This is a genomic window from Streptomyces luteoverticillatus, assembly GCF_003970715.1.
Lineage (GTDB): Bacteria > Actinomycetota > Actinomycetes > Streptomycetales > Streptomycetaceae > Streptomyces > Streptomyces abikoensis.
Genome location: NZ_CP034587.1, coordinates 6,093,017 through 6,108,749 on the forward strand (window position 1 = coordinate 6,093,017; position 15,733 = coordinate 6,108,749).

Below are 15,733 nucleotides of genomic sequence, written 5' to 3' on the forward strand. Positions count from 1 at the left end.
GTCAGCCCGTACGGCGGCGGGCGGCGAGGTGGGCACCGAGCGCCCAGAGCGGGAAGCAGTCGGCGTAGCGGCGGTAGTCGAGCATGGCCGTGCCGAAGAAGACGCCGGTCACAGCCCCCTGATGCCAGGAACCGTCCTCCCCCTGCCGCTCGCACAGCCAACGGACGCCCTCGCGCACGCTCGCCGAGTCGGGGCCGGTGATCTGCAGCAGCGCGAGCAGCGCCCACGCGGTCGTCACGGGCTGGCTTTCGGGGTGCTCGACGTAGCGGTCCTCGGCGCATCCGCGATGGTGTTCCCCCCAGCCTCCGTCGCCCCGTTGGACGGACTCCAGCCAGGCCGCGGAGCGCTTGAGCCGAGGGTGGGTCGGCGCGAGTCCGGCGGCGCGCAGGCCACGGACGGCGAACAGGGTGCCGTAGACGCGGTTGACGCCCCAGGCGGCGCGCCATGAGCCGTCCGCGCACTGGGTGCGGAGCAGGAAGCGGGCGCCGCGCCGGATGGCCCGCGACACCGCCTCACGGTGCGTCTGTCCCGCCTGCCGCCTCAGTTCCGCGAGGGCGACCAGGGCGGAGCCGGTGCATTCGGTGTAGGAGTCCTCCACCATGCAGTGGGAGAACATCTCGGCCGGGTTCGCCGCCTCCAGCAGGCGGCTGCCCCGGCGCGGCTCGTACGACCCGAAGCCGCCGTCCCGGTTCTGCCGGTGCAGCAGGAACGCGACGGCCTGGCGCAGCCGCCGCTCGTCGGGTGCCGGGGCATCCGGGACGTGGGTGGCGGTGTGGAGGAGCGCGGATACCGCCTCGGCCGTGCAGTCGCTCACCGGCCAGCGGTGGGCGCTGTCGGAGACGCACCAGCCGCCGGCGGCCGGGGCGCGGGCGGTGACCTCGGGCCGGGGTACGTCCTCGGTGACCTGGGCGTCGCGCAGATACGCGCAGGCCCGGCGCAGGGCAACGTCGGCGTGGGCATCGGTGTCGGCGTGGGCGTCGGTATCGGTATCGGCATCGGGCCGGTGAGCCAGCAGGGCCTCGACGGCGAACGCGGTGTCCCACGTCTGCGTTCGGGCGCCGGCGTAGCGGATGCCGCGCTCCGGGTCTTCCCAGCGCCAGTGGTCGAGGGCCTTCAGGGCGCGGTCCACGTCCGCCGGGCCCGCTCCGGAGGCGTGCAGCACCAGGACGTTGAGCAGCGAGCTGACCGGGGAGAGGCCGAGGTGGTGCGTGGCCTCCTGCTCGTGGGTCACGCGATCGAGGCAGCGGGCCAGTGCGCGCTCACGCGTCCGGCGCGGGGGACGGCGCTCGTACAGCGCGAGTGCGTCGAACGCGGCCCGCAGCAGCGGGTGCGGGGGGACGACGGTGTCGGTGCCGAGCAGGCGGCGCCGGGTCCGGAACGGCAGGCGCCGCTCCTGGCCGAACAGGTCCTCCCGTAGTTCCGCGGTGAGCGAGTGGCCGAGGTCGCCGGAGAAGCGGATGCCGTAGAGGTAGGCCATGGCTTGGTAGATGGTGCGGGTGTGGCAGTAGAGCCGGTCGGGGTGGAATGGCAACCGGCGCGGCAGCAGGAAGAGTTCCGGAGGCAGCGGATTGACGGCCCGGTAGTCGTACAGCCCCGCGAAGGCCAGCCAGAGCCTGCCCCAGGTGGGCACGGATCCCGCTCCTGCCGGCCGGGACCGGAGCCAGGCCGCCGAGCGGGCGCACAGCGGGTCGTCCCGGTGGTTGCCGAGCAGCCGCAGCGCGACGTGCGCGAGGGCCGTGCAGTACGGGGAGGTGTCCGACTCCGGGTGCAGCCCCCACCCGCCTGCCGGGGTGAGCGTCGTGCGGTAGTGCAGCGTCATCGCCGCCCGGGTCCGCTCCGGCAGGTCGTGCCCGACGAGGCGGCACACGATGACGTACTGGGAGAGGATCATGGTGTTCCACACCATCTCGCCCTCCCAGCAACCCGACTGCTCCTGGAGGGACAGCAGTCGCTCAATCGCCTTGCGGTGCGCCTGATCCGGGCTCGGGGCGCGGCCGGCCCCCGGGCTGTCGCCGGGCGTGTGCGTCGCGCGCAAGGTGTTCCCCCCATTTGCGGATGGTCAGGTCCTGGCAGAGCCGGACGGCCGGGTTGAGCTCGACCGAGGGCGCGGCGAAGTGCCGCTCGTAGCCGAGCTGTTCGCCTTCCACCGCCCTGCCGTCCTGGGACAGGGTCGGGCGCGCGGTGAGCGCGCTGACCGCGCGCATCAAGGGGGCGGTCAAGCGGTAGGGCATGGTCAGGCCGGTGCCGGGCAGCTGGATCCCGTCGGCCTTGAAGTAGAAGAGGAAGAAGACCCGGGTGGTGCGTCGGTCCATGGGGAGGAGGAAGAGCCAGTGCTTGATGTAGCCGCCGGTGTCGGAGCACTGGTACGGGTAGTGGTAGGTGATGTCGATGGAGGTGGTGTCGGCGCGCCTGCGGTCGACGAAGTGCCGTACGAAGCGGCCGCCGCCGATGAAGGCGTCGTAGGAGATCTCCACCCCTTCGCCATCATCCGTCGTGGCGTGACGGGTCAGCTTGGCGTCCCAGAACGGCCGGTACCTGCGGTGGAGATAGGCGTGGGTGAAGTCGCTGGTGTTGTCCATGATCAGGGAGTGGTGGGCCCGCCAGACGTAGGAGATGTCCATCCGGGGCCAGGGCCTGGGGCCCGTCAGTTCGGGGATGCCGGGGATGCGCCGCCCGCCCGCGAGGGCGGGGTCGCCGGGGAAGACCCAGATCAGGCCGTGGCGGGTGGCCACGGGGTAGTCCCGCACCTTCACCTCGGGTTCGGCGCGTCCGAAGAGGTCGTGGGCGTAGTGCACCACGCGGCCGTCACCGCGGTAGGTCCAGCCGTGGTACTCGCACGTGAGGTGGCAGCCGTCCACCACGCCCGCCGAAAGCCGCAGTTGGCGGTGTGCGCAGCGGTCCTCCAGGGCGTGGAGCGAGCCGTCGGCGCCGCGCCAGACGACGATCGGCCGGTCCCAGAACGAGGTGGCGAGGGCCTGCCCGGGGGGCAGCGCCCGCTCGTACTCCACGGGGTACCAGTGGTCGGGGTCGAGGCCGGCCGCGAGGACCTTCTGGCGCCTGCCCCGCGCCGTTCCGAAACCGGGCGGGCCCGGCGGGCCGGTCATGACGGTCCCGCCGTGCGGCGTACGGGCCGCTCGACCCGCCGCCGCACCGGCACGGTGACGACCCGGCGGGCGTCGATCAGCCCGCGCCGGGCGAAGCAGGTGAACGCCTCCTGCACCGCGCGCGCCACACTCGTCGGGCGGTAGCCGAGCTCCGCGACGGCCCGGGAGCAGTCGGCGCGCCGCCGGGAACGGAGGAAGTCCAGCGCCGCCGGGGTCAGCCGCATCTCATGACGCGGCGCCAGCACGGACACCACCGGCGCGGCCGCCCTGGCGATCCCCGCCATCACCGGCGACGGCACCCGCAGGAGGCGCCGGCGTCGTCCGCAGACCTCGCCGTAGTGGTCGAGTATCTCCTCCACCGTGTGGAATCGCGTGGAGAACAGGTACTTCCGCCCCGCGACCCCACGGCGCATCGCCAGCATGTGCCCCGCGACGAGATCCCCGACGGACACGAACTCGAAGCCGCCCGGGACGTAGGCCAGCAGCCGCCCATTGGCGAAGTCCAGCAGCAACCGGCCCATCCGGGACGGCCGGTAGTCATGGGGCCCGATGATCGCGGTGGACGTCGCGACGACGACGTCCAGCCCCCGTGCCGCGGCCTTGACGCACTCGTGCTCCACCAGCACCTTGCTGACGGTGTACGGCGTGTGCGCGGCGAAGGGGTAGAAGAGGTCCTCCTCCGTGCACGGAACGCCGCGCCGCCAGCCGGTCGCGCTCAACGACCCCGTGACCACCACCCGCCGGACATCCGCCCGCCCGGCCGCCGCCAGCACATGGTGGGTGCCGAGCACGTTGATGTCGTAGATCCGGCGCTCGCCGCCGCTCCTCGTGGAGACCTCGGCGGCGCAGTGATAGACCTCCTCGCAGCCCGAGACGGCTCGCCCCACCGCCGCCGGGTCCCGCACATCACCCGGTACGCGGTGCACCGCCAGGCCGTCGAGAGCGGACCCGGCCGGCCCCCTGAGCAGCACGCGTACGTCCTGACCATCCGTCAGCAGCGCGCGGACCAGATTGGCGCCCAAGTGCCCGGTAGCGCCCGTGACAAGGATCACCACGCCCCCCAATCACGCCCCCGCCGTGCCCCGTTCATGCGCGTTCGCAGGCGCCATGAATATGCGATCACATCGCATATTTCGCAGTTTAGCGACCCTGCGATACGAGCAGAAGAGGGCCAAGGAGACACCGAGGGGGAGCTCGTGCGGACCGTGGATGTACTGGTCGCGGGAGCCGGGCCGGCGGGCTGCATGTCAGCGCTGTGCCTAGCCCGGCAGGGCGCCACCGTTCTCGTCGTGGACCCCTGCCCGCCCCCCGTCCGCCAACTGGCCGGGGAGTGGCTCCACCCGGCCGGGGTGATCGCACTGCACCGGATGGGAATCACCACCGCCGGCCGCGAGTTCACCACCAACCGCGGGTTCCGGCTGCACACCTCCGACGGAAAGCCTCCGCTGCACTGCCCCTATCCCCACGGCACCGCCGTGAGCATGTACCACCATGTCCTCGCCACGCTCCTGCTGCGCACGGTGCGCGCCACTCCCGGCATCACCCTCCGCCAGGGAGAGCGGGTCACGGCCGTCACGACGACCGGCCGGGCCCGCACCACCCGGGAGGAGGTGTCCGCCGGGCTCGTCGTCGGCGCGGACGGCCGCTCCTCCACCGTGCGCCGCTTCCTGCGCCCCGACGAACAGGCGCCCCTGCGGCTCTCCCGCGTAGCCGGACTGCTGCTGCCCGGCGCCCGGCTGCCCCGTGGCGGATACGGCCATGTCTTCCTCGGCGGGCCCGGCCCGGTCCTGGCCTACCAGGTGGCGCCGGGCACCGTCCGCCTCTGCGTCGACGTGCCCCTCCCCGGCCCCGGCCCCTCGGACATCCGTGGTTACCTACGGCACGGCTACGCCGACGTACTCCCCGAGGAACTGCGCCCGGCCTTCCGCGCTTTGCTCGACGCCGGCAAGGTCCAATGGGCGGCCGCCCGCTTCCGCGAGCGCTCCTTCTTCGGCCGGGGACGCTGCGCCCTGGTCGGCGACGCGGTCGGCCACGGCCACCCCCTGGCCGCGCAGGGCATGACCCTCGCGCTCCTGGACGGCGAATGCCTCGCCCGCCACAGCCCGGACATCCCCGCCTACGCCGCCGAACGGACCGCCCGCTCCTGGTCCGCCGAACGCCTCGGCGCCGCGCTCCACCGCACGCTGACCGGACACGACCCCACCTCCCTCCTCCTGCGCCGGTCGGCCTTCGCCCTCTGGCGGCACGACGCCCGCCAGCGCGGCCTCGTCCTGGGCCTGCTGAGCATGCGGGACGACCGCCGGAGCACGTTCTACGACGTCCTCGCGCATGTGGCGGCCCGGGCGCTGACGGAGCGCACCCGCACCGCCCGCGCCTTCCCGGGCGCCGCCCCCTCCATGGGCCGGCTGACGGGCCTGGCCGACTGGCTGCTCTGGCTGATCGGCCCCACCATCGGCCCGCCCCGCCCGCCCCGCGGGCGACTGCCGGCGATCGCCGTCATGGGGCCGTGATCGCCGTCATGGGGCCCTGACCCGGCTACGGCGATCCGCCCGCCTGGTGAGCGTCGCGCTGATCTTCCGTGCTGTGGCCCGTTTGGGTGCGTTGGCCGGGTCCCGCTGCCCGATCGCGGTGATCCTTGGCATGTGGGCACCTTGATGCCGCATCGCTGCTCGCGTACCCGCGGCATGCTGTGGCCGACCGTGGGAGTGGAAGAGGAGTACTTCCTCGCCCGTCTTGGCAGCCGCACCCTTGCACCTGGCGGGACGCGAGTGGTGAAGAGGGCTGCCGCGGCGCTCGGGCCCCTGGTGGACGGTGAGTTCACCGAGTGCCAGGTGGAGGTCAGGGCCATGGACGTGCCCGCCACGGCCGCCGACACGGCTGTCCTGGCGGCGATCGTCAGGGCTCTGGTCGTGGTCGCGTTGATGAGCGTGCGCGCGGGAGCCCCGGACCGCCGGTCTGCGGCGAGCTGCCGCGCGCGTCCTACTGGCGTGCGGCGCGGGACGGATGGAGCGGTCACGGCCTGGACGTCGTGACCGGGCGGCTCGTCCCCATGCCGCTCCAGGCCGCCAGGATCCTCGACCACGTGCGCCCGGTCCTGGAGGAGTACGGCGAGGCCGACCAGGCCACCACGTTCGTGAACCAACTGGCGGCGCGCCGCGGCGGCGCGGACCGCCAGCGCGAGGTCTTCGCCCACCGGGGCAACCTCCAGGACGTCGTGGACGACCTGGCCGACACGGAGGACAGCGCCCTGAGTCACTAGCGCGGCGCCGGCCGCCGTGCGAGGCACGGGCTCCGCTCGTAGGGTGGCGCTCATCGGACGAGCGGAGGCGGCCGGCGGGCCGATCCCGCACGCCTACCTCGCCCCCGGGGCCGGGCCGAGGTGGCCGGGGCGTGGCGGCGGCGCAGTACGCCCAGCACCGTGCCGAGGCCCTCCGTCTCCCAGGCGGCGTTGAAAATGGTGCGGTTCTCCGAGCCGTAGAGAGCCTGGAGGCCGGCGGCTGTGCAGGGTCGCTCGGCGTGGGTGTGCGTCGCACGCCCCGCCGGTAGGGCGGCCGAGGACGACGCTGAGCCGAACTCCGCCGCGGTGGCCACCACGCCGGCCATCGCCCTGCGGACCGCTTGAGAGAAACGGGTCATGGCTGGTCACGCTACCGTCAACCGGAGATGAGGAGTTGGCACCTCGGACGGGTGGTACGGGGCGACGGCCGCCATGGCGGTGCGCCATGCTGGCGCGGTGACGACCAGCGACCGCGAGGGCGCCGCTCGCGATGCGACAGACATCTGTATGGGACCGGAAAGGCGCAAGCATGCCCGTACCGCTGCGGCGTGAAGCGCGGCGCACTCGTGAGGCGATCACTCAATGGCTCGCCGACCGGTTCCCCGACGAGGGGACCCCCTCGATCGGACCCGTGCGCACCCCTGTCGAGACCGGCTTCAGCGGGGAGACGCTGCTGTGCGACGCGACGTGGAACCACCGGGGCCGGCGTCTGGTCCGGCCCCTGGCCATCAGGGTGGCTCCCGCCACCCACAGCCTGCTGCCCGAGTCCTCGTGGCACCGCCAGGTCAGGCTCCAGGAGCTGTTGGCCGGGACCGACGTGCCCGTGGCCAGGATCCATGGCAGCGAGCCGTCGGGCGAGCTCCTGGGCTCGGCGTTCGTCGTCATGGAACGGATCGACGGGCGGGTGCCGGGGGACGTCCCCTCCTATCACCGCTCCGGCTGGCTGGCGGAGGCCCACCCTGTCGACCGCGCCCAGGTCTGGAACGGGGGCCTGGAGCTGATGGCACGGCTCCACCGCCTGGACCCCGGCGCGCTGGACCTGTCGTTCCTGGACGACGTGGCCCACGGCCCGGCCCCCAGCCCCGCCCCCGTCGGCATTCGCCGTCAGCTCGGCGAGTGCCTGGCTCGCCTGGAGTTCTACGGCGCCCAGAACGATCCCGTCGTCACCGCCGCCGCCGACTGGCTGCGGGCCCGCTGCCCGGAGGAGCCCGATCCGCCGCGGCTGCTGTGGGGCGACGCCCGCATCGGCAACATCATCTACTCGGGACGGAAGCCGGTCGCCCTCCTCGACTGGGAACTGGCCACGCTCGGCGCCCCGGAGAGCGACCTCGCCTGGTACCTGTTCACCGACCGCTACCTGAGCGAGGGCCTCGGCCTGCCCCGGCTCCCCGGCCTGCCGAGCCGGCAGGAGACCGTCGCCACCTACGCCTCCCTCCTCGGCCGCCCTCTGCGCAACTTCACCTACTACGATGTTTTCGCAGCCTTCCGGTTCACCCTGTTCACGTGCCGTCTCACGCGCTTGATGAAGCGCACGGGCATCGAGTGGCCCGGCGGACGGACCCCCTACGCGCGGAGCACGGCGTTGCTCGCACGAGCGCTGGAACCGGTGCGCTCACCATGTGACCGGTAGCGCTTGTCGCTCTCCATGGCCGGTGCGCGATCGGCAGCCGCCCGGGCAAGGGCCGGACGGCCCGGGAGTGCCGGGCCCGCGGTCCTTCTGGCCGCGGTCCAGGGCGGTGTGCTGATCCTCCTGACGACGTGACGGGCGCCATCGATCACCTCGAGGCCGCCCTGGACCGGGGCATCGCACACCTGCGAGGAAAACCCTTCGCGCACCCCGCCTAAGCTGTTTACACTGGCACGGATTCTGATCATGCGTTGAGGAGACCGGACATGGTGGTGGACGACGACATCTCCGGGTGATCACCCGGACCCGACAGGCCACCGGCCGGTGCGCGGAAGCACCGCCGTCAGTGGCTTCGTTGTCGTTCCCCTTTTCCACTTTCCCCTTGTCTGTCACTGCGCTCCCACGAGGTCACCTTCATGTCCGGTATCTCCGGCGTTTCCGTCGTCTGCTCGAACCTGTCCTTCGCCTGGCCCGACGACACCCCCGTCTTCCAGGACCTGTCCTTCACCCTCGGCCCCGGCCGCACCGGTCTCGTCGCGCCCAACGGCGCCGGCAAGAGCACCCTGCTCAAGATCGTCGCCGGTGAACTGCGCCCCGCCACCGGGTCCGTCTCCGTCACCGGCACCCTCGGTTACCTGCCGCAGAGCCTCCCCCTGACCGGCGAGCTCACCGTCGCCGAGGTGCTGGGCGTCGCCGCGATCATCCGGGCCATCGACGCCGTGGAGTCCGGGGACGCCGACGAGAAGCACTTCACCACCATCGGCGACGACTGGGACATCGAGGAACGCACCCGCGCCCAGCTCGACCGCCTCGGCCTGACCGACGTCACCCTGGACCGCACGCTGAGCACCTTCAGCGGTGGCCAGGTGGTTTCCCTCGGCCTCGCCGCCCAACTGCTGAAGCGCCCCGATGTATTGCTGCTCGACGAGCCCACCAACAACCTCGACCTCGACGCCCGGCACAAGCTCTACGACGTACTGGCGAATTTCACCGGCTGCCTGCTCCTCGTCAGCCACGACCGCGCCCTGCTCGACCGCATGGAACGTATCGCCGAACTCGACCCGCGCGGCGAACTCCGCTTCCACGGCGGCAACTTCACCGTGTACGAGGACGTCGTCCGCGCCGAGCAGGAGGTCGCCGAGAAGAACGTCCGCAACGCCGAACAGGAGCTCAAGCGGGAGAAGCGCGAGATGCAACAGGCCCGCGAACGCGCCGAACGACGGCAGAGCAACGCCGCCCGCAACCTCAAGAGCGCCGGCCTGCCCCGCATCTTCGCCGGCAACATGAAGCGCGGCGCGCAGGAAGCCGCCGGACGGGCCGGCCAGATGCACGCCGGCCGCGTCAGCGAGGCGAAGGCCCGGCTGGACGAGGCCGGGCGCGCACTCCGCGACGAACAACGCATCACGCTGGACCTGCCCGAGACCAACGTGCCCGCCGGCCGCAACCTGTTCCTCGGCGAACAGCTCCGCGTCCGGCTCGGCGGCAAGGACGTCTTCGCCGGCAACGGCCTCGACCTGACGATCCGGGGCCCGGAACGCATCGCGCTGACCGGCCCCAACGGCGCAGGGAAGAGCACCCTGCTCCGGCTGCTCGACGGCGGCCTGGCCCCGGAGAGCGGCGCGGTCAAGCGGGCCGACGGGCGCGTCGCCTACCTCTCGCAGCGCCTCGACCTGCTCGACCCGGACCGTACGGTCGCCGAGAACTTCGCCGAGTACGCCCCGGAGCGGTCCGAGGCCGAGCGGATGAACCTGCTCGCCCGTTTCCACTTCCGGGGCGCCCGCGCCCATCTGCCCGTCGGGGTGCTCTCCGGCGGCGAGCGGCTGCGCGCCACCCTGGCCTGCGTCCTGTGCGCCGAACCGGCCCCGCACCTGCTGCTCCTGGACGAGCCGACGAACAACCTCGACCTGGTCAGCGCGGGCCAGCTGGAGAGCGCCCTGAACTCCTACCAGGGGGCGTTCGTCGTGGTCAGCCACGACGAACGGTTCCTGTGGGAGATCCGCGTCGACCGGTGGCTGCGGCTGGCCGACGGCGAGCTGACGGAGACGGGGGCTCCCGAGGTGTGAGCCCCCGGCCTCGCTACCAGGTGACCGGCAGCCCCGCCGGCATGATCGCCATGCGGTTGGGGTGCCAGGGCACCTCGTCCACCGGTACCGCCAGGCGGATGCCCGGCAGGCGGTCGAGCAGGACGCGGAAGGCGGTCTCGGACTGCCGACGGACCAGGTGGGCGCCCGGGCAGTGGTGGCGGCCGTAGCCGAAGCGGAGATGGGGGTTGGGGGAGCGGGTGGGGTCGAAGGTGGCGGGGTCGGGGAAGGCGGCGGGGTCGTAGTTGGCCGCGTCCAGCGAGAGCAGGACGAGGTCGCCCTGCCGTACCTCCGCCGTGTCGAGCTTGGCATCCTCGGTGACGAAGCGGGGGATGGCGTTGCCCAGGACGACGCTGTGGCGCAGCAGCTCCTCCACGCATTGCGGCATGGTTTCCGGGCGGGCGCGCACGGCGTCCATCGCCTCGGGGTGCTGGAGGAGGGTGAGCGCCGCGACGCCCAGGAAGCCGGCGAAGTCCTCGTAACCGCTGACGAACAGGACGGAGACGATGTTCGACAGCTGCTTGTCGGTCAGCCCCTGCCGCTCCGCGTTGAGGTCGGCGAGACGGTCGACGAGGCCGCGGGGCCGCCCGGGGTGGCGGGCGGCCATGTACTCGTGCATGTAGACGCGGATCTCTTCCCAGTTGCGGGCGAGCTCCTCCTGGGTGGGGGTCACCATGGTCAGGTCGAGGTCGGCCCGTACGGCGAGCCACTCGTGGTCCTCGAAGGGCAGCCCGAGGACCCGGCACATGCACTGGGCGGCGACCCACTCCGCGAAGTGGCGCTGGAGGTCACCCGGACCGCCCTGCCGGACCATGGCGTCCAGTCCCTCACGGGTGACATCGGCGACCCAGTCGGCGGGGAGCTCGGGCTGGTTGCGGCCGAGCGCCTTGAGGACCTCGTCCCGCAGCCCGGCCTGCTGGAGGTGGTTCATGGCGTCCAGCAGCTCGGGTGCCAGGATCGGGGTGTCCTGGGCGGGCCCGTCGGGGTCGGCCAGCACGGACCGGGCGAACTTCCGGTCGCGCAGCACGTGCTGGGCCGTCTCGTAGCCGGTGACCAGCCAGGCCTCGCCGCCGGAGTTGGTGCTGACCCTGGCCACCGGGCAGCGGCTCCGCAGCTCGTCGAGTTCGGGGGCCAGACGGACGCCTTCGGTGCTGAAGGGGTAGTGGGGGAGGTCCGCCTGCGGCAGGTCCTCGTGTGGGGCTGTGGTCACGGGGTCGGGCCTTTCTCGTCCGGTCGTCCGGTCGTCACTTCGCACTTCGTCACTTCGTCGAGGGGTTGGTGCGTCACCAGCGCACCGGGAGCCGGGCGGGGGCCCGCAGTGGGGTGGACTCGTCCCAGGGGACCGACTCCGCCGGCACGGCGAGCTCGATGCCGGGCAGCCGCTCCAGCAGCACCTCGAGGGCGATGGAGAGTTGCAGCCTGGTCAGGTGCCCGCCGGTGCAGGCGTGCGGCCCGTGGCCGAAGGCGACGTGGGCGTTGGGGGTGCGGGTCAGGTCCAGGCGGTCGGGGTCGGTGAACGCGGCGGGGTCGCGGTTGGCGGAGGCGGGCACCGGGATGACCGCGTCCCCGGCCCGGATGTGCTGCCCGTGGAGGGTGAGGTCCTCCTGGGCGACGAGGATGTTGATGGCGTTCATCAGCGGGACGTGGCGCAGCAGCTCCTCCACCGCCGTGCCCATCCGTTGCGGCGACTCGCGCAGCTCCCGCAACTGGTCGGGGTGGGTGAGCAGGGTGAACAGCGCGTTGCCGGTGTGCTGGATGTTGGTCTTGTAGCCGGCCATCAGCATGGTGACGACGAAGCTGACCACGTCGTCCCGTGTCATCCCGCCGTCCGGGCGGCGGCTCTCCGCCAGCAGGAGGTGGATGTAGTCCTCGCCCCCGTCCTCCTTCTCCTTGCGGGAGATGAGCTCCTCGGCGTAGTCCTGGAGCGCGTACAGGGCCGCCAGCACCTCGTCCATCGACAGGCCGGCGGCGCCGAGCAGGGTGAGGGTGTGCGGGAGGTAGATCCCGTGGTCCTCGTGCGGGATCCCGGTGGTCTCGCACAGGACGCGCAATGGCAGCGGATCGACATAGGCGGCGACCAGGTCGGCCGTGCCGCCGTCGGCGGACGCCACCATGGCGTCGATCAGCTCCCCGGCCATGGCCCGGATCCGGGGCTCCATGAATTCCAGGCGGCGCCTGCCGAACAGCGGCAGCACGGTGCGCCGTACCCGCTCGTGGTGCTCGCCGGTCATCTCCAGGAACGTCGGCAGACACGGTGGCGGGGCGTCGGGGCCCTCGCGGGGCGGCCAGGCGGAGAGCAGCGGCCGGACGAGCCGGGGGTCGGCGAAGGCGGCCCGCGCGTCCTCGTAGCGGCTGAGCAGCCAGCCCGTCTCGCCGTTGGGCAACTCCGCCTTGACGACGGGCGCTTCGGCGCGCAGGCGGGCGTAGCCGCACGGCGGCCCGGCGGTGCCCGGCTCGACGGCCGGGACCTGGACGAGAGCGGAGAGGTCCTCGGGCTCGTTCATGCTGTGTGCTCCGTTCCGGGAAGCGACGGGTCTCCGGGAGTGGGCCGCGGGATGTAGCCGGACGAGAAGAAGAACTCCAGGTACCGGTCGAGCAGCGCGGTGTCGACGGGCGGGCAGTCCAGCCCGCTGCCGTCCAGGGCCTCCTCGGCGTTGCGACGGCCCAGGACCGGGAAGACTCCCTTGAGGTACATCTCCTTGACCGACATGTCGGCGTTGCGGCTGCGGTCCACGCACAGGGAGACGAACGGGGCCGTGGCGCTCTTAGGGTTGCGTGCGACGTGGCGCACCAGTTCGCCCACCCACTGGTTGTAGGGCAGCGTGCGTATCGCGAAGCCCGCCGCGCGCATCCGGTCCAGGACGTCGGCGAGCATGGCCGGGCGCGGGTTGGTGAGGTGGTGGACCCGCCAGTCGGCCGGGCGGCGGGTGGCGATGTGGACCACGGCCTCGGCGAGGTGGTCGACGGGCACGAAGTCCATCGGCAGCTCGATGTCGGGGGCCAGGCCCGTCTCGGCGATCGTCTTGAACAGGGAGCAGATGGCCGTCTCGGTGTTGCACGCGCCGGTCACCCGGTCGCCCGTCACCTCGTACGGCCGGTGCACCGCCACCGGCAGGCCCTGTTCGGCCGCCCGTCGCAGCACCTCCTCGGCGACCCACTTGCTCTCCGCGTAGCCCATGGTGAGCCCGTCGGCGTGCGCCAGCGGCATGTCCTCGTCGACCTTGTCCACCCCGGCCGTGCCGAAACCGGCGACGACGGCGACGGTGGAGATGAAGTGGACGGGCACGCGTCGGGGTGCCGCCAGCTGGACGACCCTGCGGGTGCCCTCGACGTTGGCCGAGCGCAACTCCTCATACGGGTAGAGGAAGTTGACCCGGGCCGCGTTGTGCACGATCAGGTCCAGGCTGCCGGACAGCTCGGCGGCGTGGTCGGGGGAGAGGCCCAGACCGGGTTCGGACAGGTCGGCGGGGAAGCACTCCACCCGCCGCCAGGCGGCCTCGTCGAGGCTCAGCCCGTAGCGGGCGAGGGTGTTGCGCACCCGCCGGGCGGCGTGCGCGTCGCTGGAGGCCCGGACGGGGCAGTGGACGCGCGCGGACGTCATGCGCAGCAGCCGGTCGAGCAGGAAGGCGCCGACGAACCCCGAGGCGCCGGTGAGCAGGACGTTCCGGGGGTCCTCGGGGCGCGGGGCCGGGCCCTGGGCGGGCGGCAGCTCGAAGCCGAGCTCGCTCTCGCGCTCGAAGTCGATCGCCGGTTCGTTCCGCGCCGGGCCGCCGGCGCCGCCGCGCAGTGCGCGGACGGCCGTGCTGAAGCCCTCCAGGGTGGGCGCCGCCAGCAGGGCCCTGATGAGGGTGGAGCCCAGTGCGGCGTCGAGGCCCAGCACCGCGAGGGTGCGGGTGACGGTCTCGGAGGCGAGCAGCGAGTCGCCGCCGAGCCGGAAGAAGTCGTCCTGGGGGGTGGGGCGTACCCGGAGGACCTGGTGCCACACCTCGGCGAGGGCGTCGAGCACTCCCTCGACCTTGGACGGATCGGCCTCGCTCGGCCGGGGTGCGAGGGCCTTCAGCCGGGCACGGTCGACCTTGCCGCCGCTGGTCACCGGCAGGTGGTCCATGGCCACCAGCGCCGGGACGGTCTGGGGCGGCAGCCACTCGGCGCAGTAGGCGCGGATGCCGGGCAGGTCCAGGGGGCCACCGGGCGTGGTGGCGGTGACATAGGCGGTCAGGGCGCCGGATTCGAGCTGGACGACGGCCTCGCCGACCTCGGGGTGGGCCCGCAGCCGGGCCTCGATCTCGTCCAGCTCGACGCGCACGCCGCGCAGCTTCACCTGGCGGTCCAGCCGTCCCCGGTACTCCAGCAGCCCGTCGGCGCGCCGGACGACCAGGTCACCGGTCCGGTACAGCGGACCGGACGACTGATGAGCGGGCAGGTCGACGAACCGCTCGGCGGTCAGCCGGGCGTCGCCGAGGTAGCCCAGGGCCAGTCCGTCCCCGCCGACGTACAGCTCCCCCTCCTCGCCCGGCGCCGCGGCCGTGCCGTCGGGGCGCAGGACGTGACAGACGGTGGCGCCGAAGGGGCGGCCTATGGGGACGTGCGTGGCGTCGGCGGGCAGTTCGCGCACCACGTGCGCGGTGGAGACGACCGAGTTCTCCGTCGGGCCGTAGAAGTTGACGACGGTGGTGCCGGGGCAGGCGGCCAGCACCTCGTTCGCCAGGCGGGGGTCCATCGCCTCGCCGCCGGCGGAGGCGAAGCGCAGGGGCGCCAGGGCCTGCGGGCGGGTGCGGGCGACGAGGTGGAAGACGCTGGTCGTCAGGTAGGCGACGGTCACGCCTTGGGCGCGGAAGAGCTCCTCCAGCGCGGTGGGCGAGAGGAGTTCCTCGCGGTCCGCCAGGACCAGGCAGGCGCCGGTCAGCAGCGCGCCCCAGATCTCGATGGTGGAGGCGTCGGAGGACAGCCCGTAGGCGTGGAGCACGCCGTCGCCGGGGCCGGGCGGGGGTAACTCGCCGTCGGACAGGACGAGACGGGCCACGCCGCGGTGGGGTATCGCCACCGGCTTGGGACGGCCGGACGAGCCGGAGGTGAACACCACGTAGGCGCAGTCGGCGGCGGAGGACGTGGGTGCGGCGGCGGGCCGGGTGCCCGGGGTGCGGTCGGCGGTGTGCTCGACCGTGTCGAAGTCCACGCGGACGGGCAGTCCGCGCACCGGGTCGGTGCTGCCGGGCAGTACGACGGCCGCGCGCAGCCCGGCGTCCTCGGCCATGGCCCGCAGCCGGGCGGGCGGCAGGTCCTCGTCGAGCGGGACGTAGGCGCAGCCCGCCTTGAGGATGCCCAGCAGCGCGACCAGCGCCTCCAGGGAGCGGCTGCCGCACACGCCCACCGGCGTGCCCGGCTCGACGCCCCGGTCGAGCAGGTGGGCGGCCAGCGCGTCGGAGCGGGCGCCGAGCTGCCCGTAGGTCAGGGTGCGGTCCCCGTGCCGGGCGGCGAGGGCCTGTGGCCGGGCCGCCGCCTGTTCCTCGAAGAGCTCGGGAAGGCTCCGGTCACGCGGGTAATCGCGCGTGCCGCTCGCGCCGGCCGTCCCGGGGTGGGCGGTGGGGGCCGGCCGGGCGGAAACGTCGATGTCTGTCATGGAGACCTGTTCGTTCTGGTTCGG

General features: G+C 72.9%; 12 protein-coding genes. 5 read left to right on the forward strand and 7 right to left on the reverse strand.

What is annotated here, in order from left to right; genetic code table 11:
* Window position 1: 1 nt before the first annotated feature.
* From EKH77_RS27145 to EKH77_RS27155, 3 genes are read right to left on the reverse strand one after another with little or no spacing between them, the layout of a single operon-like run.
* Window positions 2-2,035 (reverse strand): prenyltransferase/squalene oxidase repeat-containing protein, encoded by a 2,034-nt coding sequence (locus EKH77_RS27145; protein ID WP_126916898.1) that lies wholly within the window; start codon window positions 2,033-2,035, stop codon window positions 2-4.
* Entirely contained in the window at window positions 1,953-3,104 is a 1,152-nt protein-coding gene (locus EKH77_RS27150; protein WP_126916899.1) for an aromatic ring-hydroxylating oxygenase subunit alpha, read from the reverse strand. Before EKH77_RS27150 ends, EKH77_RS27145 begins: the two co-directional genes overlap by 83 nt.
* Window positions 3,101-4,159 (reverse strand): NAD-dependent epimerase/dehydratase family protein, encoded by a 1,059-nt coding sequence (locus tag EKH77_RS27155; protein WP_164737872.1) that lies wholly within the window; start codon window positions 4,157-4,159, stop codon window positions 3,101-3,103. The genes EKH77_RS27150 and EKH77_RS27155 overlap by 4 nt, the downstream gene beginning before the upstream one ends.
* Window positions 4,160-4,300: 141 nt before the next feature.
* Between EKH77_RS27155 and EKH77_RS27160 the strand changes: the two genes are divergently transcribed.
* The 3 genes from EKH77_RS27160 (at window position 4,301) to EKH77_RS27170 (ending at window position 6,363) form a co-directional block, all read left to right on the forward strand.
* Window positions 4,301-5,614: an FAD-dependent oxidoreductase gene (locus tag EKH77_RS27160; protein ID WP_164737873.1), complete on the forward strand. Its 1,314-nt coding sequence runs from the start codon at window positions 4,301-4,303 to the stop codon at window positions 5,612-5,614.
* Window positions 5,615-5,746: 132 nt separating this feature from the next.
* Entirely contained in the window at window positions 5,747-6,136 is a 390-nt protein-coding gene (locus EKH77_RS27165) for a hypothetical protein (protein ID WP_126916902.1), read from the forward strand.
* On the forward strand, window positions 6,133-6,363 hold the full coding sequence (locus tag EKH77_RS27170; RefSeq protein WP_126916903.1) for a hypothetical protein: 231 nt from the start codon (window positions 6,133-6,135) through the stop codon (window positions 6,361-6,363). Before EKH77_RS27165 ends, EKH77_RS27170 begins: the two co-directional genes overlap by 4 nt.
* A 50-nt stretch (window positions 6,364-6,413) precedes the next feature.
* Here the strand turns inward: EKH77_RS27170 and EKH77_RS27175 are convergent, their stop codons facing one another.
* Window positions 6,414-6,740, reverse strand: a complete 327-nt coding sequence (locus EKH77_RS27175; RefSeq protein WP_126916904.1) for a hypothetical protein — start codon at window positions 6,738-6,740, stop codon at window positions 6,414-6,416.
* A gap of 170 nt (window positions 6,741-6,910) precedes the next feature.
* Here EKH77_RS27175 and EKH77_RS27180 point away from each other — a divergent pair, with 170 nt between their 5' ends.
* A complete protein-coding gene (locus EKH77_RS27180) occupies window positions 6,911-8,011 on the forward strand; it encodes a phosphotransferase family protein (RefSeq protein WP_164737874.1) in 1,101 nt (366 codons plus the stop codon).
* A 422-nt stretch (window positions 8,012-8,433) separates the two neighbouring features.
* Window positions 8,434-10,071: an ABC-F family ATP-binding cassette domain-containing protein gene (locus EKH77_RS27185; RefSeq protein ID WP_126918323.1), complete on the forward strand. Its 1,638-nt coding sequence runs from the start codon at window positions 8,434-8,436 to the stop codon at window positions 10,069-10,071.
* A 13-nt stretch (window positions 10,072-10,084) separates the two neighbouring features.
* On the opposite strand, the gene EKH77_RS27190 is transcribed toward EKH77_RS27185, so the two are convergent.
* From EKH77_RS27190 to EKH77_RS27200, 3 genes are all read right to left on the reverse strand, one after another.
* The gene (locus tag EKH77_RS27190) at window positions 10,085-11,299 is read right to left on the reverse strand and encodes a cytochrome P450 (RefSeq protein ID WP_126916906.1); all 1,215 of its coding nucleotides are present in this window, start codon (window positions 11,297-11,299) and stop codon (window positions 10,085-10,087) included.
* A 73-nt stretch (window positions 11,300-11,372) separates the two neighbouring features.
* Window positions 11,373-12,593: a cytochrome P450 family protein gene (locus EKH77_RS27195; RefSeq protein ID WP_126916907.1), complete on the reverse strand. Its 1,221-nt coding sequence runs from the start codon at window positions 12,591-12,593 to the stop codon at window positions 11,373-11,375.
* Window positions 12,590-15,709, reverse strand: a complete 3,120-nt coding sequence (locus tag EKH77_RS27200; RefSeq protein WP_126916908.1) for an amino acid adenylation domain-containing protein — start codon at window positions 15,707-15,709, stop codon at window positions 12,590-12,592. The genes EKH77_RS27195 and EKH77_RS27200 overlap by 4 nt, the downstream gene beginning before the upstream one ends.
* Between the last annotated feature and the right edge of the window lie 24 nt (window positions 15,710-15,733).